Origin of the sequence: Solibacillus sp. FSL H8-0523 (assembly GCF_038051985.1) — a bacterium.
Taxonomy (GTDB): Bacteria; Bacillota; Bacilli; order Bacillales_A; family Planococcaceae; genus Solibacillus.
This window is the reverse complement of record NZ_CP150291.1, coordinates 2,217,852-2,243,526: the sequence shown is the minus strand read 5'-3', so window position 1 is coordinate 2,243,526 and position 25,675 is coordinate 2,217,852. Positions and strand designations below refer to the sequence as shown.

At 39.1% G+C, this 25,675-nt stretch carries 22 protein-coding genes; 16 read left to right on the top strand and 6 right to left on the bottom strand.

Annotated features, from left to right (window positions below; all coding sequences use genetic code 11):
• The first annotated feature begins 6 nt into the window (after positions 1 to 6).
• The 3 genes from acnA (at position 7) to NSQ62_RS11100 (ending at position 7,702) form a co-directional block, all read left to right on the top strand.
• On the top strand, positions 7 to 2,715 hold the full coding sequence (gene acnA, locus NSQ62_RS11110; protein WP_341320209.1) for an aconitate hydratase AcnA: 2,709 nt from the start codon (positions 7 to 9) through the stop codon (positions 2,713 to 2,715).
• Between the two features lie 188 nt (positions 2,716 to 2,903).
• On the top strand, positions 2,904 to 5,072 hold the full coding sequence (locus NSQ62_RS11105) for a 5'-nucleotidase C-terminal domain-containing protein (RefSeq protein WP_341320208.1): 2,169 nt from the start codon (positions 2,904 to 2,906) through the stop codon (positions 5,070 to 5,072).
• A gap of 323 nt (positions 5,073 to 5,395) precedes the next feature.
• The gene (locus NSQ62_RS11100) at positions 5,396 to 7,702 is read left to right on the top strand and encodes a YhgE/Pip domain-containing protein (RefSeq protein ID WP_341320207.1); all 2,307 of its coding nucleotides are present in this window, start codon (positions 5,396 to 5,398) and stop codon (positions 7,700 to 7,702) included.
• A gap of 35 nt (positions 7,703 to 7,737) precedes the next feature.
• Here the strand turns inward: NSQ62_RS11100 and NSQ62_RS11095 are convergent, their stop codons facing one another.
• The 3 genes from NSQ62_RS11095 to NSQ62_RS11085 all read right to left on the bottom strand — a co-directional run bounded on the left by NSQ62_RS11095 (position 7,738) and on the right by NSQ62_RS11085 (position 8,894).
• The gene (locus NSQ62_RS11095) at positions 7,738 to 8,067 is read right to left on the bottom strand and encodes a nucleoside triphosphate pyrophosphohydrolase (RefSeq protein ID WP_341320206.1); all 330 of its coding nucleotides are present in this window, start codon (positions 8,065 to 8,067) and stop codon (positions 7,738 to 7,740) included.
• An 81-nt stretch (positions 8,068 to 8,148) separates the two neighbouring features.
• Positions 8,149 to 8,442: a YxcD family protein gene (locus NSQ62_RS11090; RefSeq protein ID WP_341320205.1), complete on the bottom strand. Its 294-nt coding sequence runs from the start codon at positions 8,440 to 8,442 to the stop codon at positions 8,149 to 8,151.
• A complete protein-coding gene (locus NSQ62_RS11085; protein ID WP_341320204.1) occupies positions 8,442 to 8,894 on the bottom strand; it encodes a hypothetical protein in 453 nt (150 codons plus the stop codon). The genes NSQ62_RS11090 and NSQ62_RS11085 overlap by 1 nt, the downstream gene beginning before the upstream one ends.
• 256 nt (positions 8,895 to 9,150) lie before the next feature.
• Between NSQ62_RS11085 and NSQ62_RS11080 the strand changes: the two genes are divergently transcribed.
• The 8 genes from NSQ62_RS11080 (at position 9,151) to NSQ62_RS11045 (ending at position 16,650) form a co-directional block, all read left to right on the top strand.
• Complete coding sequence (locus tag NSQ62_RS11080; RefSeq protein WP_341320203.1) at positions 9,151 to 10,131, top strand: diaminopimelate dehydrogenase; 981 nt, start codon at positions 9,151 to 9,153, stop codon at positions 10,129 to 10,131.
• Positions 10,132 to 10,438: 307 nt separating this feature from the next.
• Entirely contained in the window at positions 10,439 to 10,711 is a 273-nt protein-coding gene (locus NSQ62_RS11075) for a YhdT family protein (RefSeq protein ID WP_341320202.1), read from the top strand.
• Positions 10,711 to 12,156, top strand: a complete 1,446-nt coding sequence (gene panF / locus NSQ62_RS11070; RefSeq protein WP_341323924.1) for a sodium/pantothenate symporter — start codon at positions 10,711 to 10,713, stop codon at positions 12,154 to 12,156. The genes NSQ62_RS11075 and panF overlap by 1 nt, the downstream gene beginning before the upstream one ends.
• A gap of 99 nt (positions 12,157 to 12,255) precedes the next feature.
• The gene (locus NSQ62_RS11065) at positions 12,256 to 13,002 is read left to right on the top strand and encodes a GTP cyclohydrolase II (RefSeq protein ID WP_341320201.1); all 747 of its coding nucleotides are present in this window, start codon (positions 12,256 to 12,258) and stop codon (positions 13,000 to 13,002) included.
• Between the two features lie 13 nt (positions 13,003 to 13,015).
• The gene (gene ribD / locus NSQ62_RS11060; protein WP_341320200.1) at positions 13,016 to 14,128 is read left to right on the top strand and encodes a bifunctional diaminohydroxyphosphoribosylaminopyrimidine deaminase/5-amino-6-(5-phosphoribosylamino)uracil reductase RibD; all 1,113 of its coding nucleotides are present in this window, start codon (positions 13,016 to 13,018) and stop codon (positions 14,126 to 14,128) included.
• Positions 14,121 to 15,197 carry an FAD-dependent monooxygenase gene (locus NSQ62_RS11055; protein WP_341320199.1) on the top strand — a complete coding sequence of 359 codons (1,077 nt, stop codon included), beginning with the start codon at positions 14,121 to 14,123 and terminating at the stop codon, positions 15,195 to 15,197. Before ribD ends, NSQ62_RS11055 begins: the two co-directional genes overlap by 8 nt.
• A 9-nt stretch (positions 15,198 to 15,206) precedes the next feature.
• Complete coding sequence (locus tag NSQ62_RS11050; protein ID WP_341320198.1) at positions 15,207 to 15,779, top strand: hypothetical protein; 573 nt, start codon at positions 15,207 to 15,209, stop codon at positions 15,777 to 15,779.
• A 250-nt stretch (positions 15,780 to 16,029) separates the two neighbouring features.
• On the top strand, positions 16,030 to 16,650 hold the full coding sequence (locus tag NSQ62_RS11045) for a transcriptional regulator (protein ID WP_341320197.1): 621 nt from the start codon (positions 16,030 to 16,032) through the stop codon (positions 16,648 to 16,650).
• Positions 16,651 to 16,702: 52 nt separating this feature from the next.
• On the opposite strand, the gene NSQ62_RS11040 is transcribed toward NSQ62_RS11045, so the two are convergent.
• Both NSQ62_RS11040 and NSQ62_RS11035 read right to left on the bottom strand, forming a co-directional pair.
• On the bottom strand, positions 16,703 to 17,080 hold the full coding sequence (locus NSQ62_RS11040) for a nucleotide excision repair endonuclease (RefSeq protein WP_341320196.1): 378 nt from the start codon (positions 17,078 to 17,080) through the stop codon (positions 16,703 to 16,705).
• A 351-nt stretch (positions 17,081 to 17,431) separates the two neighbouring features.
• Entirely contained in the window at positions 17,432 to 18,190 is a 759-nt protein-coding gene (locus tag NSQ62_RS11035; protein ID WP_341320195.1) for a glucose 1-dehydrogenase, read from the bottom strand.
• Between the two features lie 149 nt (positions 18,191 to 18,339).
• On the opposite strand from NSQ62_RS11035, the gene NSQ62_RS11030 reads away from it, so the two are divergent.
• The 3 genes from NSQ62_RS11030 to NSQ62_RS11020 all read left to right on the top strand — a co-directional run bounded on the left by NSQ62_RS11030 (position 18,340) and on the right by NSQ62_RS11020 (position 20,884).
• The gene (locus tag NSQ62_RS11030; RefSeq protein ID WP_341320194.1) at positions 18,340 to 18,909 is read left to right on the top strand and encodes a TetR/AcrR family transcriptional regulator C-terminal domain-containing protein; all 570 of its coding nucleotides are present in this window, start codon (positions 18,340 to 18,342) and stop codon (positions 18,907 to 18,909) included.
• Positions 18,910 to 19,174: 265 nt separating this feature from the next.
• Positions 19,175 to 20,047 (top strand): DMT family transporter, encoded by an 873-nt coding sequence (locus NSQ62_RS11025; protein WP_341320193.1) that lies wholly within the window; start codon positions 19,175 to 19,177, stop codon positions 20,045 to 20,047.
• A gap of 102 nt (positions 20,048 to 20,149) precedes the next feature.
• Positions 20,150 to 20,884 (top strand): alpha/beta hydrolase, encoded by a 735-nt coding sequence (locus tag NSQ62_RS11020; protein WP_341320192.1) that lies wholly within the window; start codon positions 20,150 to 20,152, stop codon positions 20,882 to 20,884.
• Positions 20,885 to 20,924: 40 nt separating this feature from the next.
• On the opposite strand, the gene NSQ62_RS11015 is transcribed toward NSQ62_RS11020, so the two are convergent.
• Positions 20,925 to 21,746 carry a TetR/AcrR family transcriptional regulator gene (locus NSQ62_RS11015; protein ID WP_341320191.1) on the bottom strand — a complete coding sequence of 274 codons (822 nt, stop codon included), beginning with the start codon at positions 21,744 to 21,746 and terminating at the stop codon, positions 20,925 to 20,927.
• 93 nt (positions 21,747 to 21,839) lie between these two features.
• Here NSQ62_RS11015 and NSQ62_RS11010 point away from each other — a divergent pair, with 93 nt between their 5' ends.
• Positions 21,840 to 24,926, top strand: coding sequence for an efflux RND transporter permease subunit (locus NSQ62_RS11010; RefSeq protein ID WP_341320190.1), 3,087 nt, complete (start codon positions 21,840 to 21,842; stop codon positions 24,924 to 24,926).
• A 114-nt stretch (positions 24,927 to 25,040) separates the two neighbouring features.
• Positions 25,041 to 25,178, top strand: coding sequence for a hypothetical protein (locus NSQ62_RS11005; RefSeq protein WP_341320189.1), 138 nt, complete (start codon positions 25,041 to 25,043; stop codon positions 25,176 to 25,178).
• Positions 25,179 to 25,675: the final 497 nt, after the last annotated feature.

Genomic DNA, 25,675 nt, shown 5'->3' with positions numbered 1-25,675 from the left:
ACAAACATGACACAACAAAACTTACACAACAGTCGTTCTTCATTCGAAGTAAACGGTAAGTCTTATAACTACTTCCGTCTTGCTGCTATCGAAGAAGCTGGTATCGCAAACGTATCACGCTTACCTTACTCAATCAAAGTATTATTAGAATCAGTATTACGTCAGTACGATAACTACGTAATCAAAGAAGAGCACGTAAACGAATTAGCAAAATGGGGTAAAGACGCTAACACTGAAGCTGAAGTACCATTCAAACCATCTCGCGTAGTTCTACAAGATTTCACTGGTGTACCAGTAGTAGTAGACTTAGCTTCTTTACGTTCTGCAATGAAAGAAATGGGTGGAGATCCAGACAAAATCAACCCAGCAATCCCAGTTGACCTTGTAATTGACCACTCAGTACAAGTTGACAAATACGGTAACGCAGCAGCATTAAACGCTAACATGGACCTTGAGTTCGAGCGTAACGCTGAACGTTATAACTTCTTAAAATGGGCGCAAACTGCTTATGATAACTTCCGCGCTGTACCACCAGCAACTGGTATCGTACACCAAGTTAACTTAGAGTACTTAGCACCAATCGTACACGTTAAAGAAAATGCTGACGGCACTTTCGATACATTCCCAGACTCAGTAGTAGGTACTGACTCTCATACAACAATGATCAATGGTATCGGCGTACTTGGATGGGGCGTTGGTGGTATCGAAGCTGAAGCAGGTATGTTAGGTCAACCTTCATACTTCCCAATTCCTGAAGTTATTGGTGTTAAATTAGTTGGCGAATTACCAAACGGTACTACTGCAACTGACTTAGCATTAAAAGTAACTCAAGTATTACGTGCAAAAGGTGTAGTTAACAAATTCGTTGAGTTCTTCGGACCAGGCGTTGTTAAATTACCACTTGCTGACCGTGCTACAATCTCTAACATGGCTCCAGAATATGGTGCTACTTGTGGTTTCTTCGCAGTTGACCAAGAATCAATCAACTACATGCGCTTAACTGGCCGTGACGAAGAACACATTGCTGTTGTTGAAGCTTACTTAAAAGCTAACGACATGTTCTTTGACGCTGATTTAGAGCCTGTATACACTGACGTATTAGAAATTGACCTTGCGGATATCGTAGCGAACCTTTCTGGTCCAAAACGTCCACAAGATTTAATTCCTTTAACTGAAATGAAATCAACTTACCGTTCATCTGTAGTAGCTCCTCAAGGAACTCAAGGTTTCGGTTTAGGTGAAGATGAATTCGCTAAAACAGGAACAGCTAAATTTGAAGAAGGCGACCTAGAAATTCCAACAGGCGCTATCGCAATCGCTGCGATCACATCTTGTACAAATACTTCAAACCCATACGTTTTAATCGCTGCTGGTTTAGTTGCGAAAAAAGCTGTTGAGTTAGGTATTAAACCTGCGAAATGGGTTAAAACTTCTTTAGCTCCAGGTTCAAAAGTTGTAACTGGTTACTTAGAAGATGCTAATTTACAACAATACTTTGATGCAATCGGCTTCAACACAGTAGGTTACGGTTGTACAACATGTATCGGTAACTCAGGTCCATTACTTCCTGAAATCGAAGAAGCAATCAAAGAGAACGACTTATTCGTAACGTCTGTACTTTCTGGTAACCGTAACTTCGAAGGTCGTATTAGCCCATTAGTTAAAGCTAACTACTTAGCATCACCACCACTTGTTGTTGCTTATGCATTAGCTGGTACTGTAGATATCGATTTACAAAAAGACGCTATCGCTGTTACTCCAGAAGGCAAAGAAGTATTCTTCGATGATATCTGGCCTTCAACTGAAGAAGTTAACGCGGTATTAAATAAAGTAGTTACTCGTGAATTATTCCAAAAAGAATATGAAACAGTATTCACTGCTAACGAAGCTTGGAATGCAATTGAAACTTCAACTGAATCTTTATACACATTCGATGAGAAGTCAACTTACATCCAAAACCCACCATTCTTCACGGGTCTTTCTAAAGAGCCTGAAGCAATCAAAACATTAGCTGGCATGCGTGTTATGGCTAAGTTCGGTGATTCAATCACTACTGACCATATCTCTCCTGCAGGTGCAATCGGTAAAGATACACCAGCTGGTAAGTACTTAATCGAAAACGGCGTAGCAATTCGCGACTTCAACTCTTACGGTTCTCGTCGTGGTAACCACGAAGTTATGATGCGCGGTACTTTCGCTAACATCCGTATCCGTAACCAAGTTGCTCCAGGTACAGAAGGTGGTTTCACTACTTACTGGCCAACAGGCGAAGTTGAGTACATTTACGATGCATGTATGAAATATCAAGAAGCAGGCACTGGCTTAGTAGTATTAGCTGGTAACGACTACGGTATGGGTTCATCTCGTGACTGGGCTGCTAAAGGTACATTCTTACTAGGCGTTAAAACTGTAATCGCACAATCTTATGAGCGTATCCACCGTTCTAACTTAGTAATGATGGGTGTTTTACCATTACAATTCATGGCTGGCGAATCAGCTGATACTTTAGGCTTAAAAGGTGACGAAACAATCGCTGTTAACTTAACTGACGATGTGAAACCACGTGATATCCTAACTGTTACTGCAACTTCTCCAGAAGGAAAAGTAACTGAGTTCAAAGCATTAGCTCGTTTCGATTCAGAAGTAGAAGTAGACTACTACCGTCACGGTGGTATCTTACAAATGGTATTACGTGCTAAAGCTGCACAACAATAATCCATTCGCTAATTAGCTTATAAAAGGCAAAGTCAATTTCGATTGACTTTGTCTTTTTTTGTCCATTTATGACAGTTTATATTAATATTGTTAATTCTTGTTATAATTTGATAAATAAACTAGTAAATCTTCCATTATTCAGATAATATTAACGTTAGGTAAAAAAATTCTTTCCTGGAGGTTTTTGAATGAACAAACGAAAAATGTATTCAGCAACGGCATTAACAGCCGTTACAGCGGTAATGGTAGGCGTAACAGGTGTTGCTGCAGAGGAAACAATCTTTACAGACGTACCAGCCAGCCATCCTCATGTAGAAGGCATTAGCGCATTAACAGCAGCTGGTATTTTAAACGGATTTGGCGATGGTACGTTTAAACCAGACGCTTCTGTTACACGTGAACAAGCTGCAAAAATGATCGCAGGCGCATTCCAATTAAAACCGTCTGAAACAGTTCAACCAAACTTCACGGATATTACAGTAGAAAATCATTACTATGCTGCGATTGCTGCCTTATATGCAACAGGTGTAGAAAAAGGTTATGAAGACAACACATTCCGACCAAAAGAAAATTTAACACATGGTGAAGTAAAACAAGTAGTTGAAAAAATAAGTGTTCTTTACCCAATTGATGCTGATGCTTTATTTGCAGCGGCAAACGTAACATTCGACCAGTCAAAATCAGTGACACGTGGTGAATTAGCAAGTATTTTAGTAACAGCTTTAAACCTAATTGAAGAAGAACAAAACAAATACTATAACCTATCGGTGATGCATGTAAATGATACACATGCAAATGTTGAAAAGTTACCGAAGTTAATGACGGCGGTTAAAGAACAACGTGAAAAAACACCAGATGCTTTATTATTACATGCAGGTGATGTATTTAGCGGAACACTATATTTCAATGAATTCGTTGGACAAGCAGACGTACCGTTTTTAAATGCGATGAAATTTGATGCAATGGTATTTGGTAACCACGAATTCGACCTTGGTTCATCACCAGAAGGCCACAAAGCATTAGCGGATTTCGTAAAAGCAGCAAAATTCCCATTATTAACAGCTAATGTTGATTTCTCAAAAGATAGCTTATTCACAGGCTTATTTACAGACTTAATCTCAAGCGAGCCTGAAAACGGTAAAATTTACTCAGGTATCATTAAAGAAGTAAACGGTGAAAAAGTCGGGATCTTCGGATTAACAACAGCTGAAACAGCAGACATCGCATCTCCAGGTAGCATTGTATTTGAAGACTACATCGAAGAAGCGAAAAAAGCAGTAAAAGCATTTGAAGATAAAGGCGTTAACAAAATTATCGCGTTAACACACTTAGGATTTGATGATAATGCGGCATATGACAACGATCAAATGTTAGCAAAATCAGTACCTGGTATTGATATTGTCGTAGGTGGGCATACACATACACAATTAGATGAGCCATTTGTAGTTGATACAAATACAGTAGGCGAAAAGAAAGACGCAACACTAATTGTACAAGCATACCAATATGCAGACTTCTTAGGGACATTAGATGTATCGTTTGACGAAAACGGTGTTGTCGTGAAGCATAAAGGACAATTAATCAAAGTAGCAGACTTCGCTGAAGATGCAGAAGGTCTGAAATTACTGGCACCATTCAAAGAAAAAGTAGACGTAGTAGCAAATACTGAAATTGGCGTGAAGTTAACTGCGGAATTAGTGAACCCACGTGATAACGAATCAATAGGTGCACCAAGTGTACGAAACAGCGAAACAGCGTTAGGAAACATCATCACAGACGGTATGTTAGCGAAAGCGAAAACGTATACAAAGAAAAACGTTATCATGGCATTCCAAAATGGTGGCGGTATTCGTGCAGCGATTCCAGCAGGCGAAGTAACGACTGGCAATGTGATGACTGTTTTACCATTCGGTAACACATTAGCATTAGTAGATATTACAGCTGCTGAATTAAAAGAAACATTTGAGCATGCGTTAAAAGAAGCACCAAAGGAAAGCGGCGGCTTCTTACACATCTCTGGCGCTAAATTAACATATGATTCATCAAAAGAAGTAGGCTCTCGCATTGTTTCATTACAATACTATGATGATGCAACAAAAGCATACGTAGACATTAAAGATGGCGAAACATACACAATCGCAACAAACGCGTTTACAGCTAAAGGTGGCGACGGCTTTGCAGCATTAGGCAAAGTATATGAAGCTGGTAAAGTAACAGACTTAGGGTTATCAGATTGGGAAAACTTAAAAGAGCAACTATTATCTTTAAAAGAAATTTCATATGAGCCACAAGGACGTATTGTGGACGTCGCAGTAAAGCCAGAAGTAACTGAAGAAACAAAAGAAACGACAAAATAATGCCAAAAAAGATCACTGGAGTGAAAAATCCCAGTGATTTTTTTTATTTTATTTTTGATTAGAATATTATAATTTGAATAGGGTTGAATTTATAGGTATATAGCAATAAAGTGAATTTGATGCTAACACTGTTATGTTTATCGCTGCTAATTGTTATATAAGAAATATATCATGGTATTTATTCTATATTATATTGAACTTTTTTCACATTAAAAAAACAAAAAATAAGAATTTTATAGTAGAAATTATACAAAACTTAGAATATATTTGAATTATACAAATATTTTTATTTGTATAGAATGTTTTACTAAAGGGGGTTGTTTATGGGGTCATTTCAGTTATTCGGAAAGGAATTATCGTCACTGAAAAATCGCAAAGGATTACTATTTGCATTGATCGGTGTCATGTTCATTCCAATTGTTTATGTAGCGATTCTATTATCGGCTACATGGGGACCGTACGATAATCTTGAAAATTTACCTGTCGCATTTGTTAACAAGGATGCGGGTGGTGTATCAAGTGGGCAGCCAATCAATGTTGGAGCGGATTTAATGGAAACATTAAAAGAAGGCAATACGCTCGGCTGGCATTTCGTAACGGAGCAAGAGGCAAAGAAGGGGTTAGAAAACCAAGAGTATTATTTAGTCGTTGAAGTACCAGAAGACTTTTCGCAAAAAGTGACAACGGTATTAGACGCCAATCCGCAAGTACCTGAACTACGCTATATTCAAAATGAAGGGTTAAACTTCATGGGTGCACAGGTAACAAACAGCGCGGTTGAAAAGCTACGTGAGCAATTAGGCGATAAAATTACAGCAACCTATGCACGAACAGTATTTTCAAGATTTACCGATATTGAAACGGGCTTTGCCTCAGGGGCGGATGGCTCTTTGCAATTAGCGGAGGGATCGGCACAGTTAGCTGAAGGAACTAATACATTATTAACATCATTAACTGAAAAAGCAGACGATATTAACAAATTAGCTGCTGGTGCAAAAACGGCTGATGCTGGTGCTGGAGAATTGTTAGCAGCAGTTACTGGTGGTACGAGTAATATCAGTCGATTAGCTAGCGGCTCTAAAGAAGTTGCAACTGGCGCAAATCAATTAAAAGCTGGCTCAGAACAAGTGCTAGCGGGATTAACTTCGCTTCAAGGTGGTACAGGCCAAGTGTATAATGGTTTGCAACAATTACAACCAGGATCACAAAGCTTATTAACAGGATTAGAGCAATTATCAGCTGGCGCAAATCAATTATATGCAGGTATTGCTTTAGGTGATGGTACACCTACAAATCCAGGTTTAGCAAATGGTTTAGCACAATTAGCAACAGTTTTACAATCAAAAGAGCAAGATATTCAGCAAATGACACAAGGTGCTCAGTTATTACAAGGTTTAGCACAAGCACCAGGTTTAGAAATGTACCGAGAAAATTTATTAGCGTTAAGTGCAGGGTTAACGGATTTAGGGCAAATTTATCCGGTTGCTGTACAAAGTGCTAATGCATTAAATAATGGGGCACAGCAAATTGCACAGGGTATGCCAGCAGTAACGCAAGGGTTAGAAGGAGCTATAAGTGGTCAGCAAGTGATCGTTGGAGGTATTAATGCCTTAGTAGCTGGTCAACAACAAGCAGTAGCAGGTGTTGATCAATTAGTAGCAGGACAATCTGCAGTTGTCGCGGGTGCATCTAAGTTATCGAGTGGATCATCACAAGTGGCAGCAGGTAATACAACATTACTGAATTCTTGGGGCCAAATCGGTGACGGTGTATCTAGCCTTAAAAATGGTCTTACACAATTAAGCACTGGTAATGAAACCGTTGCGACAGGTTGGCTAACGATGACAGAAGGTGTAACATCATTAAATGATGGGGTTAATCGTTTACAAGATGGTTCTAATCAATTAGTAACGGGCTTAGAAGGTGGACGTGACCAAGTTGCTTCATTAAAGATTACGGACGCGAATATCGACATGTTCTCTTCACCAGTAGTATTAGCGGGTGAAAAAGTAAATGCGTATGAATATTACCGTGATTCTACAGCACCTTATGTATTATCATTAGCTTTATTCGTAGGTTTACTTGTGTTATCATTCTTTGTACCATTCAAAAAACCAGCTGTCTTACCAAAATCAGCGGTAAGCTGGTTTGTTAGTAAATGGTTACAATTAGCATTATTTGCGACAATTCAAGCGATTGTACTTGCAGCGTTTACATTACTTGTTATCCAGCTTCAAGTTCAAAATGTTGTGATGTTCTTCTTATTCGCAATTGTTGTGAGCATTACGTTTATGTCTATTATTTTCTTCTTAGTTTCAGCAGCGGGCAATGTGGGTCGCTTTATCGCTTTAGTACTTGTAGTCGCGCAATTATCGATTACAGGTGCAAACTTACCAATCCCAATGCTACCTGAAAACTTACAATCAATCAGTGCGTTATTACCATTTACGTATTCAATCTCAGGCTTTAAATCGGTTATCTCATTAGGTGATTTATCGTTGCTTGCTTCAAATACGTCGGTATTAGCCATTTATTTAATTGGAGCTTCTGTACTGGCACTTATTGCATTTGTACTAAGCTACAAAACGTTAACAACAAAATACAAGCCAGAAGTACAGCCAACAGCATAAACGAAAAGCCCGAGCGAATGTGCTCGGGCTTTTTGTTATTCGATTCCTTTTATTTCGTGTAAGAAAATGCCTTTTTCAAAGCCACCCTTACGTTTACGTTTTTGCTGGCGTAATGAGTCAAACTCCTCAACCGACACATCATGAAGCTTTAATGCCGCATGAATTAATTCAACAATATCGACTAATTCCTCAAGTGCTGCATCCTTTGATGTTGCCCCATCGTATTCCGAAATTTCTTCATGTAATTTTTTCGTTATTTCATGCTGATGTTCAAGTGGAGATAATAACTTAAGTGAATAGCTACCTCCATCTTTTGTTACTAAAGAAGGTACCTTATCACGGACAAGTTTGTTTAGTTGCGTCATCTAAAAACCACCAATCTTATCATTCTATTCATATCGTAACGAAAAGTAAAAGTGCCTGCAAGTAGCTTGCAGGCACAAAAATTAAAACTCCACGTTGGCAATCATACCTTGCTCGTCATCGATATCTAATGTGATACGCGCAGCCATTGAATCGCGACCTAATTGCTCGTCGATATATAGGCGAAGTGCGGTAATGAAGTTCACCGTGTTATAAACGTCTAATTGACCGTTGTAAAATGCTTCTGCCGAATATCCAGCCACATCATCATACATTAACTCCACTTCTACAGTGTCCGGAGCTACGTTTTTAAATTTTGCGTGGAATAAGCAAATCGCATTGATTAAATCTTGTTCAAGTAATGTAATTCGGTCCATTATAATGCCTCGTTTTTCGCTTCTTTTTTACGTTTAATCAGTTGGAAAATTTTCACTAAGAAGAAGATGATGGCACCTACTGCTAAAGCATTGATTAATAAGCCTAAGATGTTACCTAACATCCCCATGCCGCCAAATAAGCTACCGAATAAAAGACCAGCTAAACCACCAAGCATAAGACCTTTCATTAAACCGCCTTTATTTGATGAAGCCGTGTTTGTATCGTTTTTGTTTGTTGTGTTGTTGTTTTTAGCCGTTGTTGGGCTTGTTGCGTCGTCGTTATTTTTTTGGATGTTTGAATTGTTATTTGTGTTATTGTTGTTGAAGCCTTTTTTACCTGATTTGTATGACTTGGCTTCTACTGTTTGTGCATCGTTTGCGAATAATAGAGTTGAACCCACACTTGAGAATACAAGTGTAAACGCTAACAATACTGCTGATAATTTCTTCATGCTGTTCCTCCAATAAAATCTATTTATTTACTCTTCTAGTATAACAAAAAGGGACACCGATAGAAACCAAAAAGTCTATGCTTCCTTTCGTGCCGACATTTCTTAATTCATGACCATTGCTTGTAAAAATCACGAAAATATGTTGTGCAATGGCAGTTGAACTTGTATCATGATAATTAAATTTAAACGCAATTCAGAATTTACATCGTTTTGTGATAAAGTGAAGGCGTTAATTGAATTACAGGAGGAAATAGAAATGAGTAAAACGCGTGTTGGTATTGTAGGTTACGGAAATCTAGGTCGCGGTGTCGAAGCGGCAATTCGTCAAAATGATGACATGGAACTGGTAGCTGTCTTTACGCGCCGTGATCCAGCATCTGTAGTCGTAAACTCAACTGTACCCGTTTATTTAGTGGCGGATGCACCGAATTATAAAGATCAAATTGATGTGATGATTCTTTGTGGTGGCTCAGCGACGGATTTACCGGAGCAGGTACCGCATTTTGCACAGTGGTTTAACACGATTGATAGTTTTGATACGCATGCGAAGATTCCAGCGTTCTTTGAAACGGTTGACGCAGTCGCTCAGCAGCAAGGTACGGTATCGATTATTTCAGTCGGCTGGGATCCAGGCTTATTCTCATTAAATCGTTTACTTGGTGAAGCCGTTCTTCCAGTAGGGAATACATATACATTTTGGGGTGACGGCTTAAGCCAGGGTCACTCAGATGCTGTACGTCGCATCGTAGGCGTTAAAAAAGCAGTGCAGTATACATTGCCAATTAAAACAGCGGTTGACCGTGTACGTAATGGGGAAAACCCAGAGCTTACTACGCGTGAAAAGCATGCGCGTGAATGCTACGTTGTACTAGAGCAAGGAGCGGATAAAGCGGCCATTGAAAAAGAAATTAAAGAGATGCCAAACTACTTTGCCGATTACGATACAACAGTGAATTTCATTACAGAAGAAGATTTCACTACGAATCATCAAGGTATGCCACATGGCGGTTTTGTTATTCGTTCAGGTGAATCAGGCGAACAAGACAAGCAAATTTTAGAGTTTTCATTAAAATTAGAGTCCAATCCGATGTTCACATCAAGTGTGTTAGTGGCGTATGCTCGTGCTGCGCATAAATTAGCGCAAAAAGGGGAAAAAGGAGCGAAGACGGTGTTTGATATTCCGTTTGGCTTACTTTCACCAAAGTCAGCAGCGGAGTTACGTAAGGAATTGTTATAAGCTGTAAAATGATCGCCGTCTACGTTGTGAGACGGCGGTTTTTTCATTTTTAAGGAAATTATAAAATATCACATGGTGGCTACTTTACATAAAGTTTTGTCTACGTCTTGGCTAAAGTGCCAGCCCGTTTCGAACCCTCCTGCAAAAGTGGTAGACCGTTTACTTTTGCACTCCAACGTCTGGCGGGGATAAACGGGTGCTTTAGCGCTTTTGTTCTATAAATCTATCGAGAAAGTCTTTTCTTTCTAGCCTTTCGCACGTATGATAGAAAAGGATATTTTCTAAACATACTACTCACTAAGAAAGGATGAATAACATGCATGATAAGCGTTTTAAAATCGCACATAAAGAAGCACTCATTGGTGTGGTGTTAGTTGTAATGAACTTTGCGATTTGGTACGGCTTTGCCTATGGGCTAGGCTCGGGTGACCCGACGGAATACAAGTACGTCTTTGGATTCCCAGCGTGGTTTTTCTATAGTTGTATTGTAGGCACAATCTTTATGATTGTGTGCATTTGGCTCGCGATGAAGCTTTTCTTCAAAGACATTCCGTTAGATGAGGAGGAAGAAGAGCGATGATTCATTGGTCCGTAATTGTACCGTTATTCGTATTTTTAATCATTATCTTCGGAATTGGAATTTGGGCAAATCGCCAAGTGGTCAATTCGAAGTCATTTTTACAGGAATACTTTTTAGGCGGACGTGAAATGGGTGGCTTCCTACTCGCGATGACGATGATGGCAACGTATGGGAGTGCATCAAGCTTCATCGGTGGTCCAGGGGTTGCGTATAATACCGGCTTAGGCTGGGTGCTCCTTGCAATGGCACAGCTACCAGCGGGTTACTTTGTATTAATGGTACTCGGGAAAAAGTTCGCGATTGTTGCACGCCGGATTGAAGCGATTACCTTAATCGACTTTTTAAAGAAGCGCTATGACAGCCATACAATCGTTATTATTTCAGCAATTAGTATTTTGATTTTCTTATTTGCTTCGATGACGGCACAGTGGGTAGGTGGCGCACGTTTAATAGAATCATTAACGGGACTTTCATATACGACAGCTTTAGTGATTTTTGCAGCATCAGTACTAATTTATGTGGTCATTGGTGGTTTCCGCGCCGTTGCGTTAACAGATGCGCTTCAAGGTTCGATTATGATGATCGGTACGGTTGTTTTACTAGTTGCCACAGTTATTGCAGGTGGTGGCGTGGATAATATCATGCAAGGCCTAGTAGCTGAAAATCCGAATTTAGTGTCGCCGTTTGGTGCAGATGAAAGTTTAACACCGCTTTACGTATCAACATTTTGGATTTTAATCGGTTTAGGGGTAATCGGCTTACCACAAATTGCCGTACGTGCGATGAGCTATAAGGATTCAAAAAGCTTACACCGTGCCATTTTAATCGGAACAATCAGTATTGGGACAATTATGTTTGGGATGCATTTAATCGGTGTGTTTGCACGACCAGTTATGCCTGGTATTGAAATCGGCGATAAAGTGATGCCGATGTTAACGCTAGAAGTTCTTCCTCCTGTGCTTGCGGGGATTGTGTTAGCTGCTCCAATGGCCGCGATTATGTCGACGGTGAACGCGCTACTCATTTTAGTAAGTTCTACGGTAGTAAAAGATATTTACTTAAACTATATCAATCCAAAAGCTTCGGACAAGCAAATTAAAACGCGTAGTTTCTGGGTCACTACTATTATCGGAATTGCGGTTGTGTTATTTGCAGTAAACCCACCAGAGCTACTCATTATGCTAAATTTATTCGCTTTTGGTGGCTTAGAATCCGCGTTCTTATGGAGTGTGGTATTCGGTTTATACTGGAAAAAAGCCAACAAATACGGTTCAATTAGCTCGATGATTGTTGGTATTGGTTTGTATATGTATATTTACGAATTCCATACAAATGTTTTTGGTATGCACTCGGTAACCATTCCGATCATCGCTTCACTTATAACATTCGTTGTCGTTAGTTTAATCGCACAAAAAGTGAAGAACATCGAAGACTATCATTTTTAAATGCAATGTAAAAGGGACTGCAAATTTTGCAGTCCCTTTATTTGACCTTTTTAACTTATTATATTAAACTAGCTTACATAAAGTAACTATAGAGAGAATATGGTGATAAAAATGAAAAATCCTATTGATATTCTAAATGAAAAAATCCGCTTTGTCGTGCGTAACGACTCACAAAATTTAGCCTTAGTTGGTCCGGTGAAGATGCCGGTGAAACAAGATGATTTTGAAGCAACTTTTAACTGGTATTCTTGGCAAGCAGTTGACCAAAGTAAAACAAAACAACAAATGATTGATGACCTGCCAACGATGAATCTCGCATTTGGTCAGCAGTCTTCTGTTTTAGTATATGGTGATTTTGAAAATCGTGACGATGCACTTGTTCGTATGCACAGTATTTGTCATACGGGAGATATTTTTGGCTCACAGCGCTGTGATTGTGGCTATCAATTACATGAATCGATGAGAATGATTGCCGAGCATGGCTGCGGAGCGATTTTCTATTTAGCAGATCACGAAGGGCGCGGCATCGGCCTATTCTCAAAATCTCTTGCTTACCTTTTGCAAGAAGATGATTTTGATACGGTGCAAGCAAACCATGCGTTAGGCTTTGAAGATGATACGCGTTCATATGAAGACGCGCTTAAAATTTTAGAAAGTATGCGAAAAAAACCGGTCACGCTCATTACAAACAATCCGAAAAAATTAGCAGCACTAAAAGCGCATGGTTTAGCAGCAAGTGGTCATGTACCCATTTGGGGCGGTTTAACAAAGACAAACGCGCATTATCTACAAACTAAAGTTGAAAAATCAGGCCACTTAGGCGAAGCGAAAAAGTTAACAATGTAAGGGGACATTTTGGATGAAAACAGACCGTGACTATATGCAGTTAGCGCTCGATTTAGCAGCGAGTGCAAAAGGAAATACCAATCCGAATCCACTTGTTGGTGCCGTACTTGTAAAGGACGACGTGATAATCGGTTCAGGACTACACCGCAAAGCAGGGGAGCCACATGCAGAAGTACACGCATTTCGTATGGCAGGTGAGCAGGCACAAGGGGCAACACTTTATGTCACATTGGAGCCCTGCTCACATTTCGGGAAAACACCACCTTGTGCGAATTTAGTGAAAGAGTCGAAAGTGGCCCGAGTTGTGGTAGCGATGCAAGACCCGAACCCATCTGTTGCAGGACGTGGGATTCAGCTTCTGCGCGATGCAGGTATTGAAGTTGAGGTTGGTTTACTGGAGCAACAAGCACGTAAAGTAAATGAACGCTTCATTCATAATATGCTAACTGAACGCCCATTTGTCGTATCGAAATTTGCGATGACATTAGACGGCAAAATTGCTGCACATAATGGTCATTCCCAGTGGATTACATCAGAAGAGGCACGAAAAGACGTACACGAAATCCGTCATGAAGTCGATGGGATTTTAGTCGGTGTAAATACCGTACTCAAAGATAATCCAAAATTAACAACACGCCTTGAGCAGAGAGTGGGCCGCAATCCGATTCGCGTTGTGTTAGATCGTAAGCTACAAACACCGCTAGACGCGCATATCGCTAAGACGAATGAAGCGCGTACAGTTATTGTGACGGCCTTTGATGCACCAGAAGAAAAAGCGATTGCCCTTGAAAAACAAGGTGTTGCCATCATTCGTGTTGCGAACACTGCCGGTGGATTAGATATTGAAGCAACTTTAAAAGCGTTATACCATTTCGGCATTACTCATTTACTTGTTGAAGGTGGTGGCGCGGTCAATGCGTCATTTTTACGCAGCGGTTTCATCGATCAATACATTGTCTACGTTGCACCAAAAGTATTAGGAGGCGTGCATTCGATTACACCATTTACAGGGGAAGACGTCGATTCAATCGATTTAGCTGCGCAATTGCAGTTTGAAGAAGTGACACAAATTGGTCCAGATTTACGCATCATCGCCTACCCAAAACAGGTGAAGGCAGATGAATAAAAAGGTCGATGTTTGTATCGTTGGTGGGGGTCCAGGTGGTACGCTACTAGCTAATTTACTTGCCAAAAACAATGTATCGGTGTTACTCGTAGAGCGCACGAACGATTTTGCCAAAGCATTTCGCGGGGAGCATTTAAATGAAGAAGGCGAGCACGTGTTAAAACAGCACGGTATTTATGAGCGTATTGAACAGCTGGGACTGTTAAAAATGGAAACTCTAGAGTATTGGCATAACGGGGCTTGTATTAAAAGTGTTTTCCCCGATGAACAGGTCGGTCATTTAGGTATTCACGTACCACAAGCGCATTTACTTGAGGCGATTTTAGAGCAGGCAAAAAGCTACCCGTCGTTTGATTATGAGCTAAATACAACCGTAAAAGAGCTTATTCAAAATGAGCAGGGCCATTATACAGCAGTGCGCGCGGTGCAAAATGGTAAGGAATGTACAATCGAAGCACAGCTCATTATTGGCGCAGATGGTCGCTATTCAAGTATTCGTAAATTAGCGAATTTAGATACGACCATTCGGAGTCATGGCTATGACCTGTTATGGGCGCGAATTCCAGCTCCTGAAAACTGGAGCCCTTCTATTAAAATGGCACTTATTGATGAGATGCAAATATCGATTTTTACACAGGCAAAAGGCTTTGTACAAATTGGCTGGAACATCGAAAAAGGAAGCTTCCCGCAATTACGCAAACAACCCTTTACGCCATTTATCGAAAAGCTATGTCGTGCATTTCCACAACTGGAAGCTACTGTAACGAAACACATTACCTCTTGGAAAGACTTTGTTATGCTTGATGTATTTAGTAGTACATCAAAGGAGTGGGAGAAAGACGGTGTGGTGTTAATTGGGGATGCAGTCCATACGATGACGCCGACCGGAGCGTATGGTTTGAACAGTGCCTTAATGGATGCACATATTTTAGCGCAAGTGTTACTCGAAAAAGAACCATTTGATTATGTCAGCTGTGCAACGCAGCGCAAACAACAAATTGAAAAAATACAGGCACTACAAATTGAAAAAGAACAAAAGTTTAGTGAAGCTTTTGTTGTACTGAGTTAGGTGGAAATTATGAAATTTGGTTTTGACATTGATGATACGCTGATTGATTTACGTCGTCACGCGTTTCATATTTATAATAAAAAGTTAAACATGGCAGTAAGTGAAGGCGTATTCGAACAAATTCCAACCGTTGAAATTCATGAAGCATTTGGATTGACAGCTGAACAAGGCGGACAAATGTGGAAAGATTCGATGCCTGAAATATATTTTACCGATTGCCCAAGTTACTCGGATGCAAAAGAGGTACTAAACGGTTTAGCAGAAGCTGGTCATGAAATCTATTATATTACATCGCGCCCAAAAGGCTATTGTCTACAAACGCGTGAATGGGTAAAAGCACAAGGCTTCCCAGTCGTTGACGAGCGCTTTTACTGCGGAATGGCTGATCACGAAAAAATCGATATTATTAAACGCTTAGCGCTAGACGTTTACGTGGACGATAAACCGGCAGTGTTAAACACACTAGCAGGAACAAAAACGAATGCGATTGTCAAAAATCAATCGTACAATCAACAGGCTGACTACATTCGTTTAACAAATTGGCATGAATTTCACGCATTAATCAATGACGCTAAGGCGTAATTGTGTCCAAAGTTTTTTCGAGTCTCTCAAAAAACTCCTTTAAAAATCTGTGACATCGGCCCGGGCTTAACTTAATTTAACGAGGGTAGAATTTCTGCTAAGCTAAATTCATATGAGGCAATCGCATTTACTTATAGAAATACGAGGCTTTGTGCTGAATAAAGTTAAAATAGTTTGAATTTTTCCCTTTCAACATGTGAAATATATGGTATTGTTAATATTGTATAGAAACAAATGCTGGAGGAATAACATGAAAATTAACATCGGGGATCCACAAAAACATGAAGCAAGTGTTCATTATAATGGGATTATTTTATTGTCATCTTACTTACAAAGACTTTACGTATATGAAACGATTCAAACAAAAATTAACGGTGCATCAGATGAAAAGCTGAAAAAAGTTAAGGGCATGTTTGAGCATTCAGAAATGATGGTCAAAATTTTCGAGGAAACAAAAAGCTTAATGGAAGGCCAGCGTAATAAACTAAAAGACTTCGCTGGTGAAGTATCGCTTCTAATGCAAGACTACATTAAAGATGAGCCTGATTTTAACGAACGCTTGGCGGTTGTTGGTTCTACTTTATATGGTGAGCAAATGATGAACTTCGGTATCATTAAATTAGGCCATATTTTCAAACAGGATGTAGGCAAAGATTTCCCAGCACGTGCGAAGTTTTATGAGGATCGTACAAAAGCGATTGACTTAATAGTGCATTTAGTTACGCAAGGGGAAACGGTTGAAGATGGGATGCAAGATTTAATCAATCAATGGTATGTCGGCATCGCAGCACAAAAGGGCGGAATTTTAACGGATATCCGTAAAGTTAATGAAATGTTGGATTTTAAATTAACGAATACCAATCAACATTAAAAAATAAAAAGCATGGATTCCGGATAACCGGCTTCCATGCTTTTTAAGTAGATTAACGTTCGAAAAATACTTTGTCTACGTTATATTTTGCTTTGAATTCGTTGATAGCATAAGTTTCGTAAATTTCACGCTCTACAGCATCTTCAATTTCATAAATTTCGATTTTGTGGATCTCGTTACGGTGATCTTTTACTGGAGATACATTATCTTCGAAGTGCTTTTTAATACGTTGACGGATTTTACGTGCTTTTCCGACGAATAATAGTTCGTTTTTCTCGTTATAGAAGAAGAAAACACCGCCGTTATCACGTGTGATTTTGTGGAAATCGATAAATCCGAAGTATGGTGTAATTTCAACTTCGCCTTGTTTAAGTACTTGCTCGCGTTGGCGAATTACTAAATCTGGTTTTGGCATTTCAATGTTAATCAATTCATTCACGTCCCTACATTATGTTAAAGGTTTATTGTACATGATTTTGGCTTAAATTGCTATGATTATAGTCGGAATGAATTGGATTCGTACATAATCCGTTAAATATAGTGTTACTTTACTTATGATTTAAAGCAGATTATCCGACACTAATTTTGAGTTATTAGAATTACTTCTTCGCTCACGATTTTCTATTCATCTAAATATTCTTCTCCCCGGCAAATAAAATGCCAGAGCGTGGAATTGAAGTCAAGTAATTCAGCGGAGAATTTGAATAATTTTTGTATTGCAAGAAAAAACGGCCCCCCATTAGTTTATTAACTAGTGGGGGACCGTTAAGTATTAAAAAACTTAGTAAGCAGTCCAACCTGCGTCAGCAGCGATTACTTGTCCGTTGATGAAACTTGAATCGTCTGAACCTAAGAATAATGCAAGTTGCGCAACTTCTTCCGGTTTACCTAAACGAGGCATTGTTTGTCCACCTGTCATTTGGCGACCAGCACCAAATTGAGAAACACCTGTCATAGAAGATTGGATATTTGTTTCTACGCCACCTGGTGCGATTCCGTTACAACGGATACCAGATTGTGCGTACATGTAACCTGTGTTTGCAGTTAGGCCAGTTACGGCATGCTTAGATGCTACATATGCTGCACCTGCACGCCCACCGCGAAGACCACCAGCAGAAATGTTGTTAACAATAACGCCGTGACCTTGCTCTAAGAACAAGTTTACTGCTAAACGCATGGCTTGCATAACACCACGCGTGTTTACAGAAAATACGCGGTCCCATTTTTCATCCGTAATTTCACCAACTGGCTCCATACCGTCCATAATACCTGCGTTGTTTACTAAAATGTCTAATTTACCGTATGTTGAAGTTGCCGCTTCAATCATTGCTTCGATGTCTTTAAGTTCAGCAACATTTGCGCGGTTTGCGATCGCTTCGCCGCCAGCTGCTTTAATGTCTGCAACAACAGCTTCGGCTCCTTCAAAATTGTAGTCAGAAACAATTACCTTTGCGCCTTCTTTTGCATAAATTTCAGCGATTGCTTTCCCCATACCTGAAGCTGCGCCAGTTACGATTGCTACTTTACCTTGTAATTTCATGTAAGATTGCCTCCTGTTTTTCAATAGTAATTGAACATTTGTTCATTTATTATTATAATTTGAATGAGAAATTAATACAATAAACAGCTATTTTGAGTTTTGTTCATTACTCAACACAATATGGAAATATGTTCATTAAGAGGTGTGAAATGAAAAAAGATTTACGTGTCATGAAAACAAAAGCGCATTTACAAGAAGCGCTTCTTCACTTATTAAAGGAAAAGGCATTAGATAAAATTACGATTTCTGAATTATGCAAGCTCGCAAATATCAATCGGGGAACGTTTTATTTACATTACCACGATCTATCGGAATTGTTTGGGGAATATTTCGAAGAGTTAACTTCGGATTTACGGAAGGCCTATTATGAGCCGTACGTATTAACGGACAACAAGATTGAGAATTTGCATTCAGATATGGTTCGGATCTTTCATCATGTTGAAAAGTATAAGGGTTTTTATAAAATTGTTTTTGATCGCAAAACGCCATTAATGTATTATTATCAGCTATTTGATACGATTCGAACGTATTTAAACGAATCAGTCTCGATAGATTTAGGTGAGGATTCAGAATATATGTTAAGCTTTCAGACGAATGCAATTATCGGCTTTATTATTCAATGGGTTCAATCGGATTTTGACCGAACACCAAATGAGTTAAATGAAATTTTAATTAGCACAACAAAAGCCCATTTTGCAAACGATTCTAAGAAATTTTAGATATTTGCTAATTTGCAAATGGGTTGTTTGATTGCTATTTTTACTGTAATATAGTTTGAAAGATTGCCCTTTATTTGGGACTTAGGCGAATTACTTCCCTAAGTATAATAAGGGCTTTTTTTGTGTGTACATAATATTACCGAAAATTCAGTTTAGGCGGAAACGTACGAAGTACAGTAATTTGAAAGCACAAATGATTCCACTCATCTTGCTACTACATCTTTAGAAGGAATGGCATATGGGTTAAAGAGAGAGAAGGATTAACATGCAGAAATATAAAGGTGAGCTACTGATGCTCATTACCGCAGTTATGTGGGGTAGCGGTTTTGTTGGGATGGCAAAGGGACTTGAACACTGGTCGGTGTTTCAACTCATGGCGGGGCGCTTCTTTTTAGCCTCGGTTATTTTGAGTCTCGTTTTTTATAAGAAACTCAAGCTAATCAATAAGACGGTATTATGGAAAGGTGCCACGCTTGGTGCCATTTTGTTTGTGGCCTTTGCCATTCAAACATGGGGCTTAGAATATACAACTCCTTCAAAAAATGCATTCTTAACGGCGATTAATGTCATCATTGTGCCAATTATTGCCTACGTTATATACAAGCGCCGGATTGACCGCTTTGAATTTATCGCAGCAGGTGTCGCAATTGTTGGAATTGGCTTTTTATCACTTCAGGATTCATTAACGATTAATATTGGGGATTTCCTATCCATTCTTTGTGCGTTTGCCTTCGCATTTGATATTTTTTATACGAATGTTTTTGTAAAAACAGAAGACGCTTTGGCACTGACAATCGTGCAATTTTACACGGCGACCATTTGTAGTGTGATTGGTGTAGTGATCCTTGGCGATTACCCGACGACATACTCGGCAGAAGGTCTTGGTATTATCGTCTATTTAGCGGTATTTTGTACAGGGGTTGCGTACGTGTGTCAAAACATCGGAATGCAGTATGCGAACCCGACAAAGTCAGCAATTATTTTATCAACAGAGGCGCTATTTGGTACGATGTTCTCGGTACTATTGTTAAACGAGCTTTTAACAGGTCGCATGATTCTTGGTTGCATTTTAATCTTCTGCGCTATTCTATTTGCGGAAGTAAAGCCAACATTTAAGCGGAAGAAATTATATAGTTAATGGGAAGCTGCACGACTAAGTGAAAACTTGTTGTGCAGTTTTAGTTTACATTTGGCGATTTTAGGTAAAAGATAATATGACTATATTTGGGGAGGTATTACAATGTTACATTATCAACGTGAAGGTTCTGGAGAAGTCGTTGTTTTAATTCATGGATTTTTAGGAAGCGTTCAAATTTTCGAACGAATTTTTGAGCCATTAACAAAGCATTTTGATGTCATTGCCATTGATTTGCCTGGGCACGGAAAAAGTGAAGATCCTAAGGGCGAATATACGATGTACCGCTATGCAGAGGATATTTTAGATGTATTAACACAAGAGCAAGTTGACAAAGCATACTGGATAGGGCATTCGATGGGTGGTTATATTACACTGGCTGCGCTAGAAAAGAAGTATTCGAATATTGAAAAAGCCGTACTAATGTATTCGTCTGATGCGCCTGATACACCAGAAGCAATTGAAAAACGTACAAAGCAACAGCAAGAAATTCAAGAGCAAGGGGTGGGTTCATTTGTAGAGGGCGTTATTCATAACTTCCTAGCACCTGATGCAGCTACAGAAGATATTTTATTTGCAAAAGAGGTCGCACATGAAGCAAACGAAGACGGGCTCATTACAGCGCTCGGTGCTATGAAGTCGCGCCCGAATCAGCGTGAATTAGTGGATACTACCGAAACACCAATTTTAGTCATTGAAGGCGAACAAGATGGGGCAGTAACACCAATCGAAACGTCAAATCCGAATGTGACAAAGGTATATACGAACACCGGTCATTTAGGCATGATTGAAGATTCGCAAACGGTGGTACGTGAAATTCTACAATTTTTAAAAGACTAAAAATAACCGGATTGGCTATATTGCCAATCCGGTTTTAACATTAACGAAACTTATGATTTAAATAAGTCGTAATCCAATTGAATTTTTCGTTGGCATTTATATTTTTAACGAGACCTAATACAATCGCTTGGCGCGGCTGCTCGATTTGCAGTTCCTCAATAAGGAGCTTGACGGATTGGCGCTCGATATCCGATTGGACTTCATCAACTAACTGTATGAGGTCATTTATAATGTAATCAGTTGAAATTTTCTCAACAGGTTCATACATAGCACAGGTTTCATCTAAAAATCTAAGAGTGCTATTTTGCGCGAGTATTGTTGTTTTTTCAACGAGCGATCTGGCAAGTAAATCGACATCAAATGGTTTTTTTATTTCAAAAATCCATTGTAGGTAAGCTTGCACCATGCCGTTCACGACAATGACTAAATCATATTGTTTGCCATTGATTTGATCACCAAATACGGAAAGTAACAGCTTTTCTAAATTTTTGTTGGAAAGCATAATATAATAATGAATTTTTTCAAGATGTTCATCACTAAACGTGGATACTTTTTCTCGCATTAAAATATCAGCAAATGTTGTATAGTGCGATAATATTGAAAAAGTTTTTGAAAAATACATATAGAGTTTTTGAAGGGGCTCAGTAGCGCTATTGACTGCTTGGTCAACCTCACTAATAATCGAATTCAAAAAATGTTCAATAATGGAAAAAATGAGCTCGTCCTTTGATTTGAATGATAAATAAAACGCGCCCTTAGAGATGCCGCAATGATTGGTAATTTGCTGAACCGATGTGGATTCAATGCCTTTTTCTGAAAATAAGGTAATCGCAGAATCGATGATTAATTGTTTTCTTGTCATAATAATTTACCCGTCCTTTCATTTGACACGTGACCGGCTAGTCATTATTATAGAATGGTGGTTACATATAGTCAAGAAAGGTAAGGTGGAACCGTGAAAGGCTTAGTTAATTTCGTATTAAAAAATAAGCTGGCAGTATGGTTGTTAACAATCATTATTGTGTTCTCTGGTATTTATTCAGCATCTCGAATGAAAATGGAATCGATTCCTGATATTTCAATCCCATTTTTAATTGTCATGGGTGTTTATCCTGGTGCAACACCAGAGCAGGTTATGGAGGAGCTTTCAATTCCTTATGAAAAGGCCGTTGAAAGTTTAGGAGATGTAAAAGCAGTCTATTCAACATCAAGTTCAAACGTTGCTCAAGTTCAAGTAGAGTACGAGTACGGTGTGGATATGGATGAAAAGAAACGTGAGTTAGAATCCGCATTGGATAATGTCGTCATTCCTGAAGGGGCTCAAGATCCTTCGATTATGGCGATCAGTATGAATATGATGCCGGTTATCGCACTTTCTGTAAGTAGTAGTGAGGAAGACATCGTTGAATTAACGTCAACAGTGGAAGACTTAGTACTACCGAAGCTAAATAAAATTGACGGCGTTGCTTCTGCAACAGTAACTGGCCAACATATTGAACAAGTAGCGTTCACATATGATGAAGAAAAAATGAAAGAGCTTGGCTTAACAGAGGATTCTGTGAAGCAAATGGTTCAAGCAAGTGATTTAGCGATTTCTTTAGGTTTATATGAATTTAAAGAAGGCGAACAAGCCGTTGCGGTTGATGGTAAGTTTACAACAGTGGAAGAGCTACAAGAAATGTTAATCCCTGTGACGCCATCTGAAACTAATCCTGTGCCATTCGTAAAACTTGGCGACATTGCAACGATTGAAAAGGTTGGTAAAGTACAATCTGTTTCTCGTACTAACGGGAAAGATGCCATTTCAATTCAAATTGTAAAAGGTCAAGATGCGAATACAGTAACAGTTGTTAACGCAGTGAAAGAGTTAATCGAAGAAGAGCAAAAATTAATTTCTGGACTTAAAATTGATATTTCACTAGACCAAGGGAAACCAATTGAAGATTCAGTATTTACGATGATTGAAAAAGCGGTATTCGGTGGGTTAATTGCGATTTTAATTATCCTTTTATTCTTACGTGATTTCAAATCAACAATTATTTCAATTATCTCAATTCCAGTATCGGTATTCATGGCATTACTATTACTAAACTGGATGGATATTACGTTAAATATTATGACGCTTGGTGCCATTACGGTAGCGATTGGTCGTGTAATTGATGACTCGATCGTTGTTGTAGAAAACATTTATCGTCGTATGCACTTAAAAGATGAGAAGTTAAAAGGTCGTGCATTAATTCGTGAAGCAACGATTGAAATGTTCAAGCCGATTTTATCTTCGACATTAGTAACAATCGCGGTATTTGCACCGTTAGTATTTGTAGGCGGTATGGTTGGGGAGTTATTCTTACCATTCGCATTAACGATGTCATTTGCCTTAATCGCTTCATTAATCGTGGCGATTACAATCGTACCAGCACTTTCTCATACATTATTCCGTAAGAAAATTTACGGGGAAAAATCAGAAAGTAATCATAAAGAAGTTGGTAAATTAGCATTAGCTTACCGTGGCTTCTTAGAAAAATGTTTAAATCACAAATGGATCACGTCAATCATTGCGATTGTTATGTTATTTGGTTCATTAGCATTAACGCCATTAATTGGCTTCAGCTTCATGGGCTCTCAAGAAGAGAAAGTTATGTATTTAACATACACACCGGAAACGGGTGAGTTAATGGATGATACATTAGCAAACATTGAAGTGGTTGAAAAAGAATTATTAAAACGTGAAGATGTGGATATTGTTCAGTTATCAGTAAATACTGAAACGTCTACAGATGCAGCTGCGATGATGACAGGTGGCGGCGCTGGTGGCGGTTTAATCTACTTAATCTTTGACCCAAACATGGATGATTTCCCTGCTGCGAAAAAAGAAGTAGAAGATTATATCTTTAACATTGGCCAATCAGGCGAATGGAAAACACAAAACTTCGCAATGGGTATGTCTTCAAACGAAGTGAGCTACACATTATATAGCGAAGATTTAGATAAGCTAAATGATGCAGTAAAACAAGTAGAAGATGTATTAGTAGATGTAAAAGGTTTAGAAGATATTGAATCGAACGCATCTAACCCGTATGTAGAGCATGTATTAAAAGTAGAGCAACAAAACGTATTACAATACGGTTTAACAACGGCTCAAATTTTAATGGCGCTACAAACAAATAATCAAAAAGAAGTGTTAACAACATTAAAATCAGACGGCGATGATATTGAAGTAGTCGTGCAACGTGAAGCGCGTTCAGCTGCAGCAAACATTGACGAATTATTAAATACACCGATTCAAACAGCTACTGGTCAAACAATGACAATTGGCGACCTAGTAGAATTAGAAGAAGGTACAACATTAAATTCACTTTCTCGTCAAAAAGGTGAATACTTTGCAACTGTAACGGCGGCAATTACAGACAAAGATATTTCAAAAGCAACATCTGCTGCAGATAAGAAAATTGAAGACCTCGATTTCCCTAAAGGTGTAACGACAGGTGTTGGTGGCGTTGCTGCTGATATGGCAGATACATTCACAAAATTAGGTGTTGCCATGATCGCGGCCATCGCGATTGTTTACTTCATCTTAGTTGTGACATTCGGTGAAGGATTAGCACCATTTGCAATCCTGTTCTCATTACCATTCGCGGTAATCGGTTCTTGGGTTGGTTTATGGGCAACAGGTCAAACGATTTCAGTATCTGTACTGATGGGCTTACTGATGTTAATTGGTATCGTTGTCACAAATGCCATCGTATTAGTCGACCGTATTATTCATATGGAACGTGACGGTATGAGTTTACGTGAGGCGATACTTGAAGCCGGGGCGACGCGTTTACGTCCAATCTTAATGACAGCGATTGCGACAATTGGTGCGATGTTACCAATGGCATTCGGTGGCGCTGGTGGCGGTCTGATTTCTCAAGACTTAGCCATTACGGTAATCGGTGGTTTATTATCATCGACATTATTAACATTAGTAGTTGTTCCAATCGTGTACGAAGTTCTTTCGAAATTAACGAAGAAAAATCGTAAAGATGTGGAAGAAAACTAAATCATGACAAACAGCCTGTGTGGAGCAAATTCCATGCAGGCTGTTTTTTTGTTGTAATTACGCGAAAATTAAAGTGATATTTTGCTAATATAGTAAATTTGAGGAGTGCGAAATGTGAAAAAACTATTCGTCATCGGGTTATCTTTACTCGTAATACTTACATGGCAAGAGTCGGCCCTTGCGGATACTGAAGTACAATCAAGTGACAAAATTCAACTTGATGAAAAAGTGAAGCTAATACGAAGTGGATGAGTTGTTGGGGCTTTACCAAAACATGCAGTGGTACACTTTATTCGCTTTGATGAGGGGAAACGCGAATTGAAATAGCGGGGACGACGTATTTAATTGATTCGCAGCAGGTTTCTGCGACATCGAAACCACTGTCCTTTGTGCCAGTAGATAAGACGATGTAAAATTTAATAATTTTTCGCATCGTCCGTTATGTTCGATAAAGTCTTCAATGCTAAAATGGCCATTGCCAGTAGCACAAAACAAAGCTAATATACATCGCACCAACTTAAAATCGCTTCGTTTGATAAAGTAATTGTCCCTTGCTTCCTCATACGAGAGAGATTCCTTTAAGGCTGAAACGTCAAAATCGGAATGAGCGATGTCAATTGAGTAGGCTGTTAGAGAGGCAAAGGAATCTGCACGCGCTTGAAGGTCATCATTGTAAATAAGATTATTCATTGCAAATACGAGAGAAATCGTCATCGCAATGGTACTTCGTGCTCGCGTAATTTTTTCAC